Source organism: Methanomassiliicoccales archaeon, assembly GCA_013415695.1.
In the GTDB taxonomy this organism is placed as follows: Archaea; Thermoplasmatota; Thermoplasmata; order Methanomassiliicoccales; family JAAEEP01; genus JAAEEP01.
Map to the genome: position 1 here is coordinate 26,501 of JAAEEP010000017.1, position 19,492 is coordinate 45,992.

Here is a 19,492-nt window from a genome sequence, read left to right on the forward strand (position 1 = left end):
TCGCACCAGATCCCCTCCCTGAACCGCTGATGGCATCTACTCAAGCTAAAGGATAGCTCTGGAATAAGATCGACCTTATTCCATAGCATACCTGACACAGAATTCATTCAATTCAAGTTGGCTGCCTATCCACCAGGATCACTCGATGCTCTCGTTGCCACATTCGACGGTCCATCGAGTTATCAGCTTAACGAAACACTCACGCTTCATCTCTTAGACATAGCTGGAGATGGCCATGTCAGCAATGGCGGCTATCTGACCATTGCAGGCTCCTCGGAATTCGATAAAGGAATCTGGACATTCCATATGATCTTACTGAGCAACGGCGCTGCCGCGGTATCGATCTGCCTGATCGTCATTTGAAAGGAACGAATGCAGAGCTCGAAAATTGAATTCCAATCTAGTGAGGTCACTCATGGCAAACGTCATTCATGGCTTACCCAATCTCTCCTCATGGAGGCGGGAGATCTTCCATTCGCCTTTACTGATCTTGGTCTCTATCACATGCATTCGGATGCCATGGACCGTATCCACAATACATGTCTCCCGCGTAGGTTCACCTTCCTCGTTATCGTATTCCGCTATCTCTTCGAAACGAAGACCATATCTCTCTCTGAATTCCGGATCCCTCGCCACCCTATCGATCCATTCAATCCAATCCTCGACCCTGAGTTCTTCTCTAATCGTGACCAGTTTCCTCTCGCATCCACATTCAGGGCATTTACCAGCCTCAATATCGAAATCCACCCCGCAGATGGCGCATATGACGGTCATGCTATCAGGAAAATTCACGAATGATTTCCTATTTAAGGTTCGGGCGATTCGACCTGCCCCAGAACGATAGATGGACAGATCAATTTGGGAGTGGTATGCAATAGGTCATAGGCGGGTGAAATCTATGCGGGTGTCTTTGTTACCCCGCAGGCGGACTGTGTAGGTTTCCACCAAATGAATACCAATATAGATTTATCCGGGCAACCGTTTCCCATCTCAGATGGCCGGAATGACATTTGCCCAGAAAGTTCTTGAAAGGGCTAGCGGAGAGAAGGCCATGCCGGGGCAGGTGGTCAATGCCAAGGTAGATCTGGCAATGTCACACGAGAGCGCTGCGATGGTCCTCAAGTCCTTCAGAGAGATCGGAGCCCAAGAGGTTTGGGATCCCAATAGGATAGTGATACTCTTTGATCACAGGGTACCAGCATACTCTACCAAGGCCGCGGAAAGCCATAAGGTGGTCAGGGAATTCGCCAAAGTGCAGGAGCTTCCCTACTTCTACGACCTGGGGGAGGGAGTATGTCACCAGGTTCTTCCTGAAAAGGGGCATGTCCTCCCAGGCATGCTGATAGTGGGCACCGACAGTCACACCACCACCTACGGCGCATTCGGAGCCTTCTCCACCGGAATTGGAGCGACGGAGATGGCTGCGATCTGGGCAACGGGGGAGATATGGATGAGAGTTCCCGAGACAATGAGAATACACGTCGATGGATCTCTTCCTCAACGGGTAGCTTCCAAGGACCTCATTCTGGAGATCATTGGTACTCTGGGAGCGGATGGTGCGGACTATATGTGCGTTGAATTCGTAGGGCAGGCTATTGATGTGATGAGCATTGAAAGCCGCATGACCTTGTCCAATATGAGCATGGAAATGGGGGCTAAGGTCGGAATATGCTTCCCGGATAGAAAAACCGCAGATTGGCTGAGGGAAAGGACTCCGAATGAGTTGAAACCGGTTTTCACCGATCCCTCTGCAATAATCGAGAGGGAAGAATGGTTCAATGCTTCCCTGCTCCAGCCAAAGGTGGCGTGCCCTCATAGGGTCGACAACGTCGTAGATGTGGAAGAGGTGCAAGGAAAAAGGATCGACCAGGCCGTTGTGGGATCGTGTACCAACGGCCGGCTCGAGGACTTCGCTGCAGCAGAGAAGATACTCAGGGGAAAGAAGGTCGCAAAGGGCACCCGACTGATTGCAGTGCCTGCTTCTCGAGACGTTTACCTGCAGGCCATAGAATCGGGGATTGCCATCTCCCTTATCAGATCGGGCGCGATAATCGTGAACCCCGGTTGCGGACCGTGTCTGGGGGGGCATCAGGGTCTTCTGGCCTCAGGCGAGGTGTGCATTTCTACCACCAATCGCAACTTCAGGGGAAGAATGGGCAGTGCCAATGCGGAGATCTATCTCGCTTCGCCGTACACTGTCGCCGCGAGCGCATTGAAGGGCCAGATCACTGATCCTAGAGAGGTATGAGCATGGCCAGGGTCTGGAAGTATGGTGACCATGTGAACACTGACCTGATAATTCCTGGGAGGTATCTCGACGACTACGATATCACCTCACTTTCGAAGCACGCCATGGAGGACATCGACCCGAGCTTCGCCAATGCCGTGGCGGGGGGAGACGTGATCGTATCGGGTCGCAACTTCGGCTGCGGATCCAGCCGGGAGCAGGCCCCAGCAGTCTTGAAGGAGAAAGGTGTCGGGGCGGTGTTCGCAAGCTCCATTGCGAGAATATTCTACAGGAACGCCATCAACGTCGGTCTGCCGGTGATAATCTCCGACGAGGCCGTCAAGATTCTGGATGCGGGAGACGAGGTCGAGCTCGATCTCAAGTCTGGGACGCTGACCAGAAAAGCTGACGGCGTCAGGATAGACTTCGAGCCCCTGCCTCCCTTCCTTCTTGAAATACTTGAGAGCGGGGGGCTGGTCAGCTACATGAAGCGAAAGCTTGCCATCTGACCATTACATATCTATTATGAGTCTAGAAGTATCATCCAATGATACTGCCCCTGAGGATATCTCGCAGTCCAGAAGATGGCCTCCCATGGTCCTGTCCTCACTGATGAAATGGAAGTGAAATCCTGCGGCGTTCATTTCCCCGATGTAGGATGGACACCATATTCCCACTATCGTTCCGTCGATATCGCTGTAGGTGAACTTCGTCTGGTTCTTGATCACATCCTCAAGTGGAGGATAGGGCTTCTCCTGTTTGGGGACGCTTCTGGCAAGTACATTATCAAAGTGCCCCCGGATCTCAATGATGTAGAACGTGTCGTTCGAGGGCAACCTCTCCGAGATGTACGCCTCGAGATCGCTCATGTTCATCGATGTGTTCACGTCGAAGCTGAGGTCCACATCCATGTAACCAACGCACGCGAACGGTACACCCAAATCGTTGGAGGCCACTTGCACCAAACCATCGGATGTCACCTGATAACATTTGCCGTCGTAAACGATCATCTCTCCGTCCAGGCCTTCGAATGTTCCCAATCCGGTATCGCCGCATGCCATAAGGTCATCCACATCCTTTACCCCATCATATCTACCCTCGAACAGGGCTTCAAGGGTGGAGATCTGGTACATATCATCGCTACCATGGCCCGTTGGTAGGAGTAGGTAAGCGGTCGCTCCGCATACACAGGCGACGATTGTCACCGCTGCGACTGCCGTAAGTAGCTTGCCCATAGGACCCCGCACCACCCATGGATTAATAATGCTATTACTGCAATTTCCAGTATGGCGTGGTGAAGAGAGCGAGAAGAAAAGAACGGTTTGCTCTTTGCTCCAGAGTCCCCAGTCGCTCTAGGTCAAGTCATGGAGTTACAAAAGGTTTATAAGGGCCATGCTAATATCGGGACACTCCCGAAACGGTGAATTCATGGAGTATACTAGGTTTGAAAAGGCGCGAATCATAGGTGCGAGAGCACTTCAGATATCACTAGGCGCGCCTGTAATCATAGACATCCCCGAAGAGATGATCGATCCCATAATGATCGCCATGCTCGAGTTCGATAAGGGATTGATTCCCATCACTGTAAATAGGGATATATGAGGTTATTAGATGAGCGAGGATGCAACAAACGAGCTTCTGGTACCCGAGGATGTTTATCTAACCTCTGGTGTTCACATTGGTACTCAGCAGAAGAGCGCTGACATGAAAGGATTCATCTTCAAGGTGAGGTCTGACGGCCTATACGTGCTCGATGTGAAGCAGACTGACTACAGGATCAGGGCGGCATCCAAGTTCCTCGCCAGGTATGACCCCGAACGCATCCTGGTGGTCTCTGCCAGGCAGTATGGGCAGAAGCCAGTCAAGACCTTCGCCAAAATCATTGGAGCCAAGTTCTTCGCGGGAAGATTCGTACCTGGGACCCTTACCAATCCTGAGATCCCAAAGTATGTTGAGCCCGAAGTGCTCTTGGTGACCGACCCAGCAGCGGACAACCAGGCGCTATCGGAAGCGCTCAACATCAGCATTCCGATCGTGGGATTGTGCGATGCCAACAACGAGACGAGGAATGTGGATCTAGTGATCCCCACCAACAACAAGGGCCGAAGGGCACTAGCCTGCATCTACTGGCTCCTTACACGGGAATTCCTCAAGCAGAAGGGTCTCATCACCAACGATGAGGACTTCAAGCTGGCCATAGAGGACTTCGAGGCTAGCCTCTGAAGCACCTTCGAAACAAAGAAATATCTCACCCCCTATCTTATTCAGCGATAGCATGAGATATCCCGCTGTCGCTGGGAGGTTCTACTCTGATTCAGGAGGTTCCCTGAGGAAAGAAGTGGAACGTTGCTTCCTTCACCCCCTTGGACCAGGGGAGATCCCCGCCGTTATCAGGGGGGAAAGGAGCATAGTGGGGGCAGTAGTACCCCACGCTAGCCTTGCCGCATCAGGTTGGGTCGCAGCCTATGTGTACCACGCTCTAGCTAGAGACGGTTTTCCAGAGGCTTTCATAATCATCGGTCCGAATCACCAGGGATTCGGCTCCGCTATCTCACTTACATCCCAGGATTTCCACACACCTCTAGGTGCCGCCAAGGTGGACAAGGACCTGGTCAGGAAGCTGACCAGATGGATCGAAGACGAACCTTTCTCTCACCAGTATGAGCATTCGATCGAGGTCCAGCTCCCATTCATTCAGTATCTATCGCCAGGAACCCCGTTCGTGCCGATACTGATGTCATTGCAGGACTACGAGACCGCTATTGAGCTGGGAAGGGCGATCAGCGAGGCCATTCACGGAAGGGATGTGGTGGTCATAGCATCCAGCGATTTCTCACATTACATTCCCGCCAAAGAGGCAAGGGAAAAGGATGGTGCAGTTATCGAGAGGGTGCTGGATCTGGACACTAAAGGAGTGTATGAGACCGTAATGAGAAAGGACGTGTCCACCTGTGGATATGGCCCCGTCATAGCCATGTTGGAAGCGGTGCACGGCTCCAGGGCTGAACTGCTCAGGTACGGAAACTCGGGGGAGGTATTTTCCTCCACCGAGGTCGTAGGCTATGGTGCAATCGTGGTGAGACGATGAATTACGGGGGATAGAATGTCCCCCCCTTAGCTATTTTTATTACCGAGGAGAGGGATTCCTTAGACTGTTGCCAATATCAAGAGGTGATTATTGAATGGCAAATCTCAAAACGTGTCCGAACTGCAAGCGGATGGTGGATGAAAGCATCGCCTTCTGCCCTAACTGCGGGACTGACCTTACCGCTGCTCCGGCGCCTGGTCCGAGTCAATATCAGACTCCTCCCCAGGACTACAGTCAGCAGCAATGGCAGGCCCCAGGAGCGCAGCCTGGACCCAGGGACACCAGCCCAGAGGGTATGATCAGAGAAGCAGTGCAGATGAGAGGAGGAACAGACGAGATATTGAACGAGATCTGGGCCTTCATACCTCTCATCAGTGTGATACTAATCGGTGCTGTATCGGGGATATTATTCATCACGACCTCTGATGTATACCTTACCTATGGAATCACTCTGGGAGTAAGCGTCATCGCCGTTGTCCTTATCGTCATCCTGATCTACAAGCTGTTCAACCGGAACAACTTGCACAGTAGAAGGGAGGCAATGTTCAGAGCCGCGGTCGTCGACTACATCAAGAGGAAGGCGATCGAGAAAGGCTTATCGCAAGCGGTGGCATCCCAGGTCCAGACCATGGAGAGCATCAATTATGAATCGAGGTCTTACGAGCCTGAGCGGAGTGCGGTCCTTTGGGCCGTACTGCCTATCATTCCCGTCGTGGGTTGGATCTTTCTGATCATAGCCCTGTACTACCTCACACATTTCCCAACTGGTCATGACCGGAGGTGGCACGCGTTCACCCAGCAGACACAGTACGCAGGGTCGCAACTGGGCATGAACCTTATGCTTCCTTCCTGGAGAATGCTCCCTGAGAGGTCCTTCATTATCTACTTCATTCTGACAATTGTGACATTTGGTATCTTCATGATCTATTGGTACTACGTGCTGATCAAGGACATGAACGATCACTACAGGGCACAGTGGCAGTTTGAGGACCAGTTCGTTAGGGAGATCTAGTAGGACCTCAGAAATCCTACTTTTTTCTTTATTTTTCGAAGAAGCATCTAGTTCATTCGCCGGAACTGATCTTGGTCAATACACTCCTGTGAACGGCCGGAGTATATTTTTAATAGGTATTATGGTGATGATTTAACAACCTTAAGGGGTAAGGTGGCGAGAGCATGGTGGAAGAGACACCATATAGCGAAATAATCGAGGAGACCTGCCCCAGCTGCAGGCACACAGTCCCCCAAGGAACTGCCGTTTGCCCAAACTGCGGCTTTCAGATCAGGGAAGAACCGAAGCCAGCACCCACACAAAAGGCTGCTCCTGCCAAGGTGGAACAGGTGCGACAATTCACGGAAAAGGCTGCTTTCGGCGGCTGGTTGATTCTGGTATCCGGCATACTCGCTGTTATTACCGGGATATACATGGTCATCGATCCCGAAACCTTCGTGCAGTTATATACCAACATTGGGTACACGTTCTCCACCGACATTATGGTCGGCGCAGGGGTCATGACCCTGATTTTTGGAGTAGTGGCCATAGCCGGAGGTGTGGCCGCCCTGAAGAAGAGGTCATGGGGTCTTGCCGTTATTGGCGGATTCCTTGGTTTCATTGCTTCGGGAGCATTCTTCCTTGGAACGCTGTTAGGACTGATAGGACTCATTTTGGTGGCGGTCTCAAAACGCGAGTTCAAGAGCTGAACTCCCAAACCATTTTCTCTTTCTTTTAATCCTCACAAGTCAGGATCATCCTCCAATGCGGCAATCCTATGAATAATTGATGAGCTAGTCCCTGAAAACACTCGATTTCGTTCTGAAAATCGAACGTTCAGGCCCATAAACCGAACAATCTGTCAATTCCGTTATCATTTAATAATGATTGATGTAATATTTTCCTCTACAATGAGGTTTGTTCATGGTTGAAGAAACCCCTTATGATGAGATAATCGAGGAGACCTGCCCCAGCTGCAGGCGGACAGTCCCGCAGGGAACGACCAAATGTCCAAACTGCGGCTTCAAGATTAGGGAAGAACCCCCTCCGTCAAAACCAGTAAAAGACAAATTCTTAGCGGAGGAGAGGGCCAAGGAGAGGGCTGGCTATGCTGGGACATTGATAATGATCTCTGGATTGCTAGCTTTTATCACTGGTCTTTCAATGGTAGTTTACCCAGATCCATTCATTAACTGGTACTCGCAGGTATTCATCAATCTAAGTAGTGATGCTATCATGATATGGGGGGCCATCATGCTAGTATTCGGCCTAATATCGATCGTGGGGGGAGTCAGAGCCACCAGGAGGAGATCTTGGTCGATAGCAACCCTCGGAGGATTTCTCGGATTCATCGCATCTGGAGGGTTCTTCCTTGGAACGATCTTCGGCCTCATCGGACTGATACTGGTTGTGATCTCAAAGGATGAGTTCAAAGATTGAATCCTCTGGCCATATCCTAGATCCTCTTCATCTTCCCGAGAACAGGCTCATAGATAAGGCCCTTATCGAGTAGTGAGTTGGTGAGCTCCTCCAGTTCGGTTCTATCAATTCCTTCCTTACCGGCTTCGTCAACTATCTCATCCCAGGGAGCTCCTTTTCCCGATGAGTCAAGGCGGTCGATTATTCCCAGAACGATATCTTCCTGGTTGAGTTCTTCATCTTCGACCTCTTCATCGAGCTCGATCTCCTCTGGACCGCTCACTTCTCTAGGTATCTCCATCTCCATTTCATACTCGGGAAGCAGATACTTCAGGGCGTCTATCACCATCTCTCGATATGTATCCAGGTTGAGGCCCATATAGTGACCAACGCTATTGATCACGCCTTCAGAGAGGTTCGGATCATGGCCCAGATGCGCCATTTCCTCCACTGAAGGTGATTCCATGTCCAAGGCGTCAGCGAGGGCATCGATTCGCTTTAGGGTCTGCCTGCAAGTATCCAGTACCCAGTAGTCTCTTATGGCCTCATCCACCACCCTGATGCTCTCTGGCCTTATCGACACATAGAGCGTTCCCTCATCCGGCGAGTAGGTCCTTGCCTTGCCCACCACCGCAACGAATGCTGGGGGATCTATTCTGGATATGGCCATTGCAGCTTCCGGTTGGTACTGTCCCGCCGAGATGTAGAATATTCCGCTTGGATCGGAGATTCTCCCCCTCCAAAGAGGTTCGTCCTCAGTCCCTATGTTTTCGCTGTCGGTAAGTACACCCACGACGAACATGCGGTTGACCATCGCTCCCAGGGGGGTTACGACATATGATGGTGAACGATCACCCTCACCCTTTATCTCCAGGGTTGAAGCGTTGAACTCACCGGCAAAGATACGCCACGCGACCTCTCTCGATATCATTTTCAGACCCCCAGCAGTTCAAGGAGAGTTTTCGCCTCGCCCTTCACATCGTCTCTCATAAACCTGGCGTCGGTGACGATCATCATCAGCCCAAACTCGTCGCTCGTGACATTGCCTCTGAGTTCGACGGGCGAGGGGAGTAGCAGATCTTCCATATCCTCCTTAACGATCTCCTGGTCCATTGCAGCCCTTGCCTTGGTAAGGGCATCATCTAGGGTGATTCCAAGGAGTCGTTCCGTTACCTCCCTGTTGATGATGGCTGTCAGGCTTCCCTCACCGTCGTCAAGGACGGCTTTAATTCTAAGATCAGGGATCGCTTCAACCTTTCCGTGGATCCTGCAGCTGCCTGATTGAACCTGGCGGTTGCACTCTGGGCACCTGAAGATGAGCCCCGATCCTCTCTTTATATCCACCACTACTCCCTTGATCGAGACGTCGATCCCCCCACCGATACGCTCCATGTCTGCCACGCTTCTAGCGAAGGGAGATGATAGCTCGAACTCTGAGGGGAGACTCTTCTCTACTCTCTGAACCTTTGCCCTCTCACCGAAGTTCAACTGGGGGATCCCCCTCCAGCTCCTCGTGTAGGCGTTTTCGATCTTCACGACCTCGCCCTCTTTAAGGTCGAAATCATGCCAGGCTGTAAACTGGGCTTTTCCGGATTCATCGGCAATTGTTCCCGAAAAAAGGATTCGCGGCTCACCCTGAACGGTCACTTCCCTACTCTCTACAGAGAGGATCCTTCCCGTGACATTGATGCCGTTCATTCCATCCTGGAGCTGTGATAGTGTGATATCTCCGCCTCCAGAGAACACCGGGCCGAAGTCTTCCATTAGGGGTAGAGAGCCGGGATCCTGCTTCTCGACGAACGCTCGGTTTCCCAGATTGATCTGAGTGTTGCCGTTCCATTCCTTTGTATAGGCGTTCCTTATTAGGATCACATCGCCCCGTCCGAAGTCGAACCGATCTCCCTCCCAGGCGGTATAAGACAGTGTGCCCGTCTCGTCGGCGAAAATGCCGTAGAGGATCGTCCTGATATCTCCTTCCCTCTCGAGTTCCTTCTCGTTGACGGACACGACCCTGACCAGAATATCGACGTTCTGCTCGGTCGGGCCTACCTCGTTTATCTTCTTTCTGTCCTGTCTGATCAGAAGGCGGGGGTCCCCACCGTACTTTCGAACGATGCCCCTCTTTGCGGACTCGAGGGTCACTCTATACTCATTCAAATAGATCTCCAGTTCTTCCTGGATCTCTTTCCTGTCAACCTTTCCTTCCAACACCCTGGCAAGTTCATCTACATGGGGTGTAATTTCATCCTTCTGCATTGCTAGACCTCCGTGTGTGACACGGTTACCTTGGCATATCCGAGTTTCGCTTAAAAGTATTCTTCGAGGTGACTGAAAGTGACCTCTTTGAAGATAGAATTGGGGGAATGATTTGAGGGGAGCTCACTGGGTGAAGGTCTCTCCCCTCTCGAAGTTATCTTTGAGATGCTTTATGAGTATGTCCCTGTTCCTCCGAAGATGGGATTCGTACCATGCCTTTATGACACTTCCCAACTTCTCATGGAACTTATCCATGTTCAGGCGTGCAAGGGAGTTATCGAATATGATGAACTGACCGAATATGCGCTTCCATCCAGCGTACTTATAATACTGCTCTCCCTCACAATACTCGAAGACCACTCTGAAGCGAGGGGCGGACTGGTCCGTGTAGTAATGGATCCGGAGAGAATCCCCCATCCTGCCCTGATCCTGGGTTCGATCTACCAGCTGGATGGTGTTCACACCGGCATAGTTGAAGTCTTCCTTGAATTTCCATTCGCTGGGGAATTCCTCGAACTGACCCCAAGAACTATAGGAAGGCTCCATGGTGAAATGGACATTGATCTTCCCAAACCTCTGCAGAATATTCCAGAAGTCCTCGATGACTGTCCTATTGATAGTGATCTTCTGGTTACTGAGCTCAACGACGTCTTTCGTGATGGCCTGGGTCTTGCGCTCAAGCTCATCGTCAAGCTCTTTGAACCAATCTTCTTGACTTCCACCCTTAGCCGCCATTTTAATCCCTGGGAGCGTAATCAAACTACCCACATAAAAAGCTTATCCAACTTTTCTGATGTCTGGATGCGCTTTAACAGGGGTATTTTAAGTTGGACCGAACCAAGGGGAAAAGGCTTTTAATTGCATATCGGATGCCTCAGCGATGGCGGATATCTGGCAGCAGATCATGGATTTTCTATTCCAGTACTCTGCAGATCCGCTGACGTACGGCATCATATTCTTCATCTACTGCGTTCTTGCGGCGGTGATACTCCCCCTTCCAGTGGAGTTGGGGTTGTTCTGGAATCCCGGTACGCCCTTCTTCATAAAGGCTCTGATTCTTGGGTTGGGAAAGGCGGTAGGCAGCATCTTGGTCTTCTATATTGGCTACTCGATTGAGGATAATGTAAGGAGCTGGCAGCGATGGCGTTGGTTCTCCTGGTTGGTCGAGAAATCCGAGTGGTTGGTGGAGAAGTTTAGTTATCTTGGCCTGTACTTCATACTGAGCATTCCGGGCATGGTTGACACCATCCCCATCTATATCTTCTCCGTATTCAACCGGGAAGGCAAGGTCTTGGAAGCTAAGTATTTCTTCATTTGCAACTTCTTGGGCGGATTGAACAGGGCATTCTTCATTGGCATACTCTTCTATGCCTTTGGAATCGAGATATTCGGGTAAGCATCCTTGGAGATACCCATTGGGATTGTAGCATTGAAAAGCTTTAAGTAAAACATGAATATGTGTCAATATGGTTCCAAAGGAGAGGATCCTTGGCATCCTTGATGATTATGACAAGGACGACGTTGTAGTAGCTACACTGTGCTCTCATTCTTCTCTTCAGATTTTCCACGGAGCCAAGATGGAGGGGTTCAAGACCCTGGGCATTGCCGTGGACCAGAATACAAAATTCTACGATGCCTTCCCACTGGGTAAACCAGATGAGATATTGCGTCTAGGCAGCTACTCCGATATGCTGGACATGACGGACGAGTTCATCGACAGAAATGCCATAATCATCCCCCACGGATCTTTCGTGGAATATATGGGCCATGAGAGGTTCGAGAGCTTCGAGGTACCAACGTATGGAAACAGGCAAGTACTCCACTGGGAGAGCGACCGGGAGAAGGAGAGGGAATGGCTCATCTCCGCCGGGATCAGCATGCCCAGGAAGCTCAACGATCCCACACAGATCGACAGGCCAGTTCTTGTCAAGTACCACGGCGCAAAGGGCGGTAGGGGTTTCTTCATAGCCAAGGACTACCCTGATTTCAAGCTTGGAATTGACCATACCCAGCCTTACACCATTCAAGAATACATCCTTGGGACCAGGTATTATCTTCATTATTTCTTCTCACCCATCAAATCTGGCGGTTACCGCACGGGCAACGGATCGCTGGAGCTTCTATCCATTGACCGGCGTGACGAGAGCAACATCGATGAGATGTACAAGCTGGGTGCCCAGGAGGAGCTGAAGAAGCACGGTTTCTTCCCGTCTTTCGTGGTGACTGGCAATATTCCCGTGGTGGTGAGGGAGAGCCTGCTGCCCAAGATCTTCGAGATGGGGGAGAAGGTCGTAACGAGGTCACAGGAGCTTTTTGGAGGGATGATAGGTCCCTTCTGTCTCGAGTCCATCGTTACGGACAAGTTGGAGTTCAAGGTGTTCGAGATATCTTCCAGAATTGTTGCTGGCACCAACCCCTTCATATCAGGCTCACCCTACTCAGACATGATCGAGCCCGGGATGTCCACCGGTCGCAGGATCGCAAAGGAGATCAGGGAAGCCGTTGACGGTGATCTTCTTGGAAGAATCATAACATGAGGGCGAAATAGCACTGCCAGAGGCGGAGATTGAACCCTCCCCTCAGGAGGAGGTCCCATCCTCGATTCCAGAGTTCACAAGCACCTCTACGAAGGAAATTCAAAATCTTGGAGTAGGAGATCAGGCGTCCTCCACAGATCCCTCTTCCTTTGTCTGGATTCCCGGCCGCGACGAAAGAGGAGAATTCGTCCTTTTATCCACATCGTGAATGGCAGCTTCGTTGAAATTCTCTTGGAAGAGAGGCTATCATGGAACTATCTTGGCTTGAGAAGCAGACATTGAAGCATCCTTGAACGGCGATCATCTAAAAGTATAGGTCGTGACCTGCGAGGTTATCGCAAGCCTTGCCCATGAAAATGGTAAAGGTAGAGGTTTCTACCAGCCTCGCTCCTGAAGCCGGGATTCGGGACTGATATTCTCGATCTCCAGGCCTGGCATTGCGTCGCCGAGGTTCTTTGAGACCTCTGCAATTACCCGAGGGTCGTCGAAGTGTGTAACTGCTTCCACAATTGCCTTTGCCCGGGGCGCCGGATCGGTCGACTTAAAAATACCAGAACCAACGAAGACACCATCTGATCCCATTTGCATCATCATTGCGGCATCTGCTGGTGTTGCTATACCACCAGCAGCGAAGTTGATGACAGGCAGGCGCTGCATATCGGCAACTTCCTTGACCAGATATAAGGGCGCCTCTATCTCCCTTGCAATGGTCCAAAGCTCCTCCTCGTTCTTTCCTCTGAGCTCCCTGACCTTGCCCAATATCTGTCTCTGGTGCCTCATAGCCTCGACGATATTGCCAGTCCCAGCTTCGCCCTTGGTCCGGATCATGGCTGCTCCCTCATCGATCCGGCGAAGGGCTTCGCCAAGGTCCCTGGCACCGCATACAAAGGGTACGGTGAATTCCTTCTTGTTCACATGATAGAATGGATCTGCAGGAGTGAGTACCTCAGACTCGTCGATCATGTCCACTCCAAGTGACTCCAGGACCTGCGCCTCTACGAAGTGGCCGATCCTGCACTTGGCCATTACCGGGATGGTAACCACATCCATTATCTCCAAGATCTTCACAGGGTCGGCCATGCGTGCGACCCCCCCCTGGGCCCTGATGTCGGCCGGGACACGCTCTAGCGCCATGACCGCCACCGCTCCAGCTTCCTCTGCGATGGCTGCCTGATCGGCGTTTGTCACATCCATCACCACTCCGCCCTGTTGCATCTTGGCGAAGCCTCTCTTCACCAATTCGGTGCCGAAGCGAAGGTTGGTCATGTCTAGCTCGAATGGCATCTCTTCACCACTCTGCCTTAGTTCTGGACGCTTATTTAGCACTTTCGAATGGCCCGTTCAAGTAATTGGGGCGCCCCTGATGATAATCAGTTCGAAAATCAGGATAAGAGTACGCACAAAGGGCGATTTTCTTGACCATGCGGCGGAAATTGAATAAACTTTGTGAACGATATGCGCAGTTTGATGGTTGCGAGACGAATGGGCAATATGCCTGAATCAGGAACGGTGAAGATAGCCAACCTTGTTTCAAGATTGAAGCAGGAAGGCAGGGACGTTCTTTCCTTTTCAATGGGAGAGCCCGATTTCCCCACCCCAGAGAATATAATGGAAGCTGCAAAGAGGGCTCTGGACGAAGGGTTCACACACTACACTCCCTCGGCCGGAATCCCCGAGCTGAGAGAACTGGTGTCGAGGAAAAGCGTCAGGGAGAATAACATTCCCTGCAACGCCTCTAACGTTCTTATCACTCCCTCCAAGCACGCCATCTTCATGAGCATGCTTGCCATAGTGAACGAGGGGGACGAGGTCATCATACCAGACCCTGCTTGGGGTACCTACGACGCATCCATCAGGTTAGCAGGTGGGAAGCCAAGATATGCCGTCCTCCATCAGGACAACGAGTTCAGAATGGACCCCGACGCCATTGCCGAAATCATCACACCCAGAACAAGCATGATCGTGGTCAACTCTCCATCCAACCCCACGGGTTCAGTGCTCGAACAAGGGGATATGAAGGGGATAGCCGACCTAGCGAAGGATCACGACATCACCATTCTATCGGATGAGGTGTACGAGCACATCGTTTACGAGGGAGAGCACATATCCATGGCCTCCATCGATGGGATGTTCGACCGCACCATCACTGTGAACGGATTCTCCAAGACGTATGCGATGACGGGTTGGCGTCTAGGGTGGGCGATCGCCCCTCCCGAGATCTTCAAGGAGCTGAGCAAGCTGCAGTCCCACTCGGTTACATGCGGGGTTTCATTCGCCCAGAAGGGAGGAATAGAGGCGCTGAAAGGTCCCCAGGACTCGGTAGCTAGTATGAAGGAGGAGTTCCGGATGAGGAGGGATCTTGTCTGTGACCTTATCGACGAGATTCCATTGCTCCACTGCAGCAAACCAAAGGGCGCATTCTATGTCTTCCCGTCATACGATTTTGAGATGAACTCGGAGGATTTCTGCACCTATCTGCTTGAGAAAGCGAATGTCGGGGTGACACCGGGCACAGCATTTGGGCCCAACAGTGAGGGGCATTTCCGCATCTCGTATGCCGCCTCCAGGGAATCTCTACAGGAAGGGCTTGAAAGGATAAAGGAAGCGCTTTCCAAACTCTGATTCAGCGGTTCTCGGGTGGGAGCATGTTGGGTATCGAGCCTTCGATGGGATAGTCGATATCGCAACTCGCGCATCTGATCTTCCCCGAGACGATATCCCCGTCCTTCTCCTCCCAGACCTCGAGCTCCAGAGGATGACCCTTGCAAACGGGGCAAGCTAGAATTTCCATAAGCTCTCTTTTCATGTGCCGTTCAATGGGCTCAAGGGAATTTATCATTTCTGCTGGGGAGAACAATTTTTAACTCACAGCTGCGTACCCTTTTTTGTGTTGAAGGTCGGGGTATTGGGCGTGGGTTCCATGGGTCAGAACCATGCACGCTTGTACGCGGACGTGGCCGAACTCGTGGGGGTCTTCGACGTTGATAAGAGCACCGCGAAAAGAGTCGCGGAAAGGTTCAGGACGAAGGCTTTCGATTCTCTTGATGAGTTCCTGGCAGAAGTGGAAGCTATCAGCATCTGTACCCCAACGGTCCTGCACCACGACCTCGCCAATAAAGCGATTGAAACCGGAGTTCATTTCTTGTTGGAGAAGCCCTTCACAGGTTCTTCGGTTAGGGCGGAAGAGATCTGCAGGCTTGCTGAAGATAGGGATATCGTTGTGGCCGCTGGCTTTGTGGAGCGCTTCAATCCTGTTGTCTCGGCTGCCAAGGAAGCGGTCGCCAATAATAGATTCGGGGAGGTCATCTCCATGGCCTCGAGGAGGGTTTCATCCCTTCCCAGCAGGATCAAGGATGTCGGGGTGATCATGGATCTGGCCATCCATGACATTGATGTGATGAGGTATATCACCTCTTCAGATGTGAACTCGGTCTACGCTCTTGGCGGGAAGTTCTCAAACAGCGATTTCGAGGATCACATTAACCTGCTGATGGAGATGGAGAACGGGATCAAATGCTTCGTGGAGGCCAACTGGCTCACACCGATGAAAGTCAGACGCGTCTCTCTAACATGCAGCCAGGGATTCGTCGATCTAGATTACATGACGCAGAGTTTGGAGGTCTGCTCCACCCGATTCCAGGAGATCGACCCGGGAGACCTGTTCCATCTACCGCTTGAACAGGATGTGAGGCGAATGTCAGTGAGGAAGGAAGAGCCTCTGAGGCGGGAACTAGAGTCATTCATGAGAGCTGTGGAGTCGAGGGGGAGGGCCGAGGTCGACGGCTGGGAGGCCGTGGCCGATCTAAGGGTTTGCGAAGCTGCATACGATTCCCTGAAGAAAGGCGCAAGAGTGGATGTCCTTTCGGCAAGTTTTTAAAAGATATTGTTCTACGCCTCAACAAGGATGCGAAATCCGCATTTGGAAGTGTGATCAGAATGAAGGTTGTTGATCTGCGGAGCGACACCGTGACCTTGCCCACACAGGAGATGATCCAGAGCATCATTGACGCTGAGCTTGGCGACGATGTGAGCGGGGAGGACCCCACCGTCAACAAGCTTGAGAATCTGGCCGCGGATATGTTTGGAACGGAAGCAGCCCTTCTTGTACCATCTGGGACCCAATCCAACCTGGTGAGCTTGATGGCACATTGCAGGCCTGGCGATGAGGTGATCATGGAGGCCGAGTCCCATGTCTATTTCTATGAGGTGGGAGGAATGTCTGCCATTGCCGGATTGATCCCAAGACTGGTCAAGGGGAAGAGGGGCGTCTTCACCCCCGAGCAGGTACAGGATGCTCACAGGGGATACAACATACACTTTCCCAATTCTTCTTTGGTCGAGATCGAGAACACACACAATCGAGCAGGCGGGACCATATGGAAAGTGGAAGAGGTGGCTGCTATTGCTAGGACGGCCAAAGATCTTGATATGGCCGTCCACATAGATGGCGCAAGAATCTTCAACGCCGCTGTAGCACTAAACGTATCGGTCAAGGAATACGCCCGTGAGGTGGACAGCATATCGTTCTGCCTGTCAAAAGGATTGGCCGCCCCGGTGGGATCATTAATTGTTGGGGATGAAGATTTCATCAAAAGGGCCAGGAAGATAAGGAAGATGCTTGGAGGAGGCATGAGGCAGGCAGGGATTATTGCCGCCCCAGGCATAGTGGCCTTGACCAAGATGGTCTCCAGGCTGGAGGAGGACCATAGAAACGCCAGAAGGCTCGCCTCAGGGCTCGAATCGATCCAGGATCTTTCAATAGACATGGAGTCGGTCCAGACTAACATCGTGGTGGTTGATGTGTCAAATACTGGAATGGACTCCGTCTCCTTCGCTGCCCTGGCCAGGGAAAAGGGCGTTCTGGTTTCCATCTTCGGACCTAGGACCGTGAGGTTCGTGACACATTACGGGATCGAATCCACGGACATCGATGAAACGCTGTCCAGGATAGACTCATCTTTTTGAGATCCTTTTACTCTTTCTTCCTTTTCCGATACCTGAGTAGTAGAATCCAGCATTTTCGCACATCTCCGCATCGAAGAGATCGCGCCCGTCCACGATCACTTTCGTCCTCATCCTACTGGATATGAAATCTAGGGTCAGTGTCTCATATATGGTGTGATCGGTAACAAAGATGGCACAGTCTGAACCATCCAGCGCTTCATCCAGTTTCTTGGTGAGTGGAGCCCTATACTCCTCATTCGCGTAGGGGTCGTGGACCACCACATCAGAATCCTCGATGAACTCGTCGATTATGGGCTTGGCCGGCGAGTTACGCGTATCACCGGAATCTTTGAGAAATCCCAGGCCAAGGATCGTGACCCTTGCCCCCTCGATGTCGACACCTGCCTCCGCCATGGCTATTCTAGCAAGCTGCGCAAGATGGATGGGCATCATGTCGTTGATCTTTCTCGCTACTGGGATGAGGTCCGTTGTGTCCTTGGACACGGATGAAACCAGGAGCCATGGGTCCTTTGGAATGCAGTGGCCTCCAACACCTGAGCCTGGATAGTGCATATCTCGGAAGGGAGATGTGTTGACCAGTTTCCGGATCTCAAAAGCATCAGCCCCCAACTCTTCGCAAGCAAGGGCGATCTCGTTCGCGAAAGCGATCTGCACATCCCTGTATGCATTCTCCACGGTCTTCGTGATCTCAGCGGACAGCATATCAGTCTCGTGAATTTCGGCATCTACCAAGCGGGAATAATATGCCCTTGCCTTCTTGATCGATTCCTCATCAAGGCCTCCAAGCGTTCTTTGATAGGTACTCATATTCAACAGGAGTCTCCCAGGCATGACTCTCTCGGGACAGTGCACTAGCAAGAAGTCTTTCCCTGCTTTGAGGCCACTCTCCTCCTCGAGTATGGGTAGGACCATTCCGTCCATGGTTCCAGGTGGAATGGTGGATTCGATTGATATCAGAGTGCCATTGGCCATGTTCCTCCCGATGTCTCTGATTGCATTCTCAAGAGGCTCCAAGTTAGGTTTTCTCTTCTCCTCCATTGGAGTATTCACGCAGACGAACACCGCATCAGTTCCAGAGATTGCGGAGGTATTGTTGGAGGCAGTAAGAAGCCCTAAGGACACAACCCTTTCCAGCAGTTCGTCCAATCCAGGTTCCTCTCCCTTGAGCGGGTTCCTGCCTGCATGGATGTGGGACACCCGAATCTCGTCCTTGTCGATTCCAATGACCTTAACGCCGCTCTCTGCCAGCTTGCAGGCGAGCGGGAGACCTACGTATCCCAGCCCAACTACCGACACCGTGTCCTCGTTCATCATCCTCCAAATGGGAGTGCGTCCAATAAATGTATCCTCCTCATCGATACGGTTATAGTCTCAGTCAAGGATTCATTGATATCTAAGACCGGGGGAACGGCGGACACCATCGTTTTTCCGGGCATCAGGGGGGTTCACAGAATTGGGGGACAGACCGCCGACTTCCCAAGGCCGTCCAGCAACTTGGAGTGCATTATTCCTCACCATATTATCTGCCGTGTTGATCATGGGCGCATTCATAATTCCTATCCATCCGGTCATAGCCGAGGCGGGGGAGTGGACATCGACCGTGATCGACGACGAGGGCGATGTCGGTCAGTACTCATCCATTGCCATCGATCCCGAAGGCGATGTCCATATCAGCTATAGCGATCAGACAAATGAGAATCTGAAGTACGCAAGTAACGAAAGCGGTCAATGGCACCTGACCGTGGTAGATAGTGAGATGACCGTGGGAGCCTGGACCTCGATTGCGGTGGATTCAGAGGGCAACTCCCACATAAGTTATATGAACTACACCCTCGGAGAGTTGAAGTACGCAACCGGTGCTTGGATAGGCTGGTCGAACCAGACCGTTGATAATTCGACCGTCGCGGGAAGATACTCCTCTATCGCTCTCGACGAAGATGATAAGGTCCACATCTCGTACTATGACAGCACCAATAACAATCTCAAATACGCCACAAACTTCAATGGAT

At 51.7% G+C, this 19,492-nt stretch carries 23 protein-coding genes; 15 read left to right on the forward strand and 8 right to left on the reverse strand.

What is annotated here, in order from left to right; genetic code table 11:
• Positions 1-117 precede the first annotated feature (117 nt).
• Complete coding sequence (locus GKC03_08430; protein ID NYT12555.1) at positions 118-363, forward strand: hypothetical protein; 246 nt, start codon at positions 118-120, stop codon at positions 361-363.
• A gap of 66 nt (positions 364-429) precedes the next feature.
• Here the strand turns inward: GKC03_08430 and GKC03_08435 are convergent, their stop codons facing one another.
• Positions 430-774, reverse strand: a complete 345-nt coding sequence (locus tag GKC03_08435) for a hypothetical protein (protein ID NYT12556.1) — start codon at positions 772-774, stop codon at positions 430-432.
• Positions 775-994: 220 nt separating this feature from the next.
• Between GKC03_08435 and GKC03_08440 the strand changes: the two genes are divergently transcribed.
• A complete protein-coding gene (locus tag GKC03_08440; protein ID NYT12557.1) occupies positions 995-2,248 on the forward strand; it encodes a 3-isopropylmalate dehydratase large subunit in 1,254 nt (417 codons plus the stop codon).
• A 2-nt stretch (positions 2,249-2,250) separates the two neighbouring features.
• Complete coding sequence (locus GKC03_08445; protein NYT12558.1) at positions 2,251-2,736, forward strand: 3-isopropylmalate dehydratase small subunit; 486 nt, start codon at positions 2,251-2,253, stop codon at positions 2,734-2,736.
• A gap of 3 nt (positions 2,737-2,739) precedes the next feature.
• Here GKC03_08445 and budA read toward each other — a convergent pair whose 3' ends face one another.
• Positions 2,740-3,462: an acetolactate decarboxylase gene (gene budA / locus GKC03_08450; protein NYT12559.1), complete on the reverse strand. Its 723-nt coding sequence runs from the start codon at positions 3,460-3,462 to the stop codon at positions 2,740-2,742.
• A gap of 193 nt (positions 3,463-3,655) precedes the next feature.
• On the opposite strand from budA, the gene GKC03_08455 reads away from it, so the two are divergent.
• From GKC03_08455 to GKC03_08480, 6 genes are all read left to right on the forward strand, one after another.
• A complete protein-coding gene (locus GKC03_08455; GenBank protein ID NYT12560.1) occupies positions 3,656-3,829 on the forward strand; it encodes a DNA-directed RNA polymerase subunit K in 174 nt (57 codons plus the stop codon).
• Between the two features lie 9 nt (positions 3,830-3,838).
• Positions 3,839-4,450 (forward strand): 30S ribosomal protein S2, encoded by a 612-nt coding sequence (locus GKC03_08460; protein NYT12561.1) that lies wholly within the window; start codon positions 3,839-3,841, stop codon positions 4,448-4,450.
• A 52-nt stretch (positions 4,451-4,502) separates the two neighbouring features.
• Entirely contained in the window at positions 4,503-5,315 is an 813-nt protein-coding gene (gene amrB, locus GKC03_08465; GenBank protein NYT12562.1) for an AmmeMemoRadiSam system protein B, read from the forward strand.
• A gap of 94 nt (positions 5,316-5,409) precedes the next feature.
• Positions 5,410-6,327: a DUF4234 domain-containing protein gene (locus GKC03_08470; GenBank protein NYT12563.1), complete on the forward strand. Its 918-nt coding sequence runs from the start codon at positions 5,410-5,412 to the stop codon at positions 6,325-6,327.
• 164 nt (positions 6,328-6,491) lie between these two features.
• Positions 6,492-7,016, forward strand: a complete 525-nt coding sequence (locus GKC03_08475; GenBank protein ID NYT12564.1) for a hypothetical protein — start codon at positions 6,492-6,494, stop codon at positions 7,014-7,016.
• 214 nt (positions 7,017-7,230) lie between these two features.
• On the forward strand, positions 7,231-7,746 hold the full coding sequence (locus GKC03_08480; GenBank protein NYT12565.1) for a hypothetical protein: 516 nt from the start codon (positions 7,231-7,233) through the stop codon (positions 7,744-7,746).
• Between the two features lie 16 nt (positions 7,747-7,762).
• Here the strand turns inward: GKC03_08480 and GKC03_08485 are convergent, their stop codons facing one another.
• The 3 genes from GKC03_08485 to GKC03_08495 all read right to left on the reverse strand — a co-directional run bounded on the left by GKC03_08485 (position 7,763) and on the right by GKC03_08495 (position 10,716).
• Positions 7,763-8,656, reverse strand: coding sequence for a hypothetical protein (locus GKC03_08485; protein NYT12566.1), 894 nt, complete (start codon positions 8,654-8,656; stop codon positions 7,763-7,765).
• Between the two features lie 2 nt (positions 8,657-8,658).
• Complete coding sequence (locus GKC03_08490; protein NYT12567.1) at positions 8,659-9,981, reverse strand: DNA-binding protein; 1,323 nt, start codon at positions 9,979-9,981, stop codon at positions 8,659-8,661.
• A 123-nt stretch (positions 9,982-10,104) separates the two neighbouring features.
• The gene (locus GKC03_08495) at positions 10,105-10,716 is read right to left on the reverse strand and encodes a hypothetical protein (protein ID NYT12568.1); all 612 of its coding nucleotides are present in this window, start codon (positions 10,714-10,716) and stop codon (positions 10,105-10,107) included.
• A 145-nt stretch (positions 10,717-10,861) separates the two neighbouring features.
• Between GKC03_08495 and GKC03_08500 the strand changes: the two genes are divergently transcribed.
• Positions 10,862-11,377 carry a hypothetical protein gene (locus GKC03_08500; protein ID NYT12569.1) on the forward strand — a complete coding sequence of 172 codons (516 nt, stop codon included), beginning with the start codon at positions 10,862-10,864 and terminating at the stop codon, positions 11,375-11,377.
• A 70-nt stretch (positions 11,378-11,447) separates the two neighbouring features.
• Complete coding sequence (locus GKC03_08505; GenBank protein ID NYT12570.1) at positions 11,448-12,518, forward strand: formate--phosphoribosylaminoimidazolecarboxamide ligase; 1,071 nt, start codon at positions 11,448-11,450, stop codon at positions 12,516-12,518.
• 375 nt (positions 12,519-12,893) lie between these two features.
• On the opposite strand, the gene pdxS is transcribed toward GKC03_08505, so the two are convergent.
• The gene (pdxS, locus tag GKC03_08510) at positions 12,894-13,802 is read right to left on the reverse strand and encodes a pyridoxal 5'-phosphate synthase lyase subunit PdxS (GenBank protein NYT12571.1); all 909 of its coding nucleotides are present in this window, start codon (positions 13,800-13,802) and stop codon (positions 12,894-12,896) included.
• A 183-nt stretch (positions 13,803-13,985) separates the two neighbouring features.
• On the opposite strand from pdxS, the gene GKC03_08515 reads away from it, so the two are divergent.
• A complete protein-coding gene (locus GKC03_08515) occupies positions 13,986-15,140 on the forward strand; it encodes a pyridoxal phosphate-dependent aminotransferase (GenBank protein ID NYT12572.1) in 1,155 nt (384 codons plus the stop codon).
• Position 15,141: 1 nt separating this feature from the next.
• On the opposite strand, the gene GKC03_08520 is transcribed toward GKC03_08515, so the two are convergent.
• Positions 15,142-15,324 (reverse strand): Trm112 family protein, encoded by a 183-nt coding sequence (locus GKC03_08520; GenBank protein ID NYT12573.1) that lies wholly within the window; start codon positions 15,322-15,324, stop codon positions 15,142-15,144.
• 84 nt (positions 15,325-15,408) lie between these two features.
• Here GKC03_08520 and GKC03_08525 point away from each other — a divergent pair, with 84 nt between their 5' ends.
• Together GKC03_08525 and ltaE are read left to right on the forward strand one after the other, a co-directional pair.
• Complete coding sequence (locus GKC03_08525; GenBank protein NYT12574.1) at positions 15,409-16,395, forward strand: Gfo/Idh/MocA family oxidoreductase; 987 nt, start codon at positions 15,409-15,411, stop codon at positions 16,393-16,395.
• A gap of 59 nt (positions 16,396-16,454) precedes the next feature.
• Positions 16,455-17,483, forward strand: a complete 1,029-nt coding sequence (ltaE, locus tag GKC03_08530; GenBank protein NYT12575.1) for a low-specificity L-threonine aldolase — start codon at positions 16,455-16,457, stop codon at positions 17,481-17,483.
• Here the strand turns inward: ltaE and GKC03_08535 are convergent.
• Positions 17,472-18,794: a nucleotide sugar dehydrogenase gene (locus GKC03_08535; GenBank protein NYT12576.1), complete on the reverse strand. Its 1,323-nt coding sequence runs from the start codon at positions 18,792-18,794 to the stop codon at positions 17,472-17,474. The genes ltaE and GKC03_08535 overlap by 12 nt on opposite strands.
• 226 nt (positions 18,795-19,020) lie before the next feature.
• Here GKC03_08535 and GKC03_08540 point away from each other — a divergent pair.
• On the forward strand, positions 19,021-19,492 hold a 472-nt coding region (locus GKC03_08540), incomplete at its 3' end, for a hypothetical protein (GenBank protein ID NYT12577.1).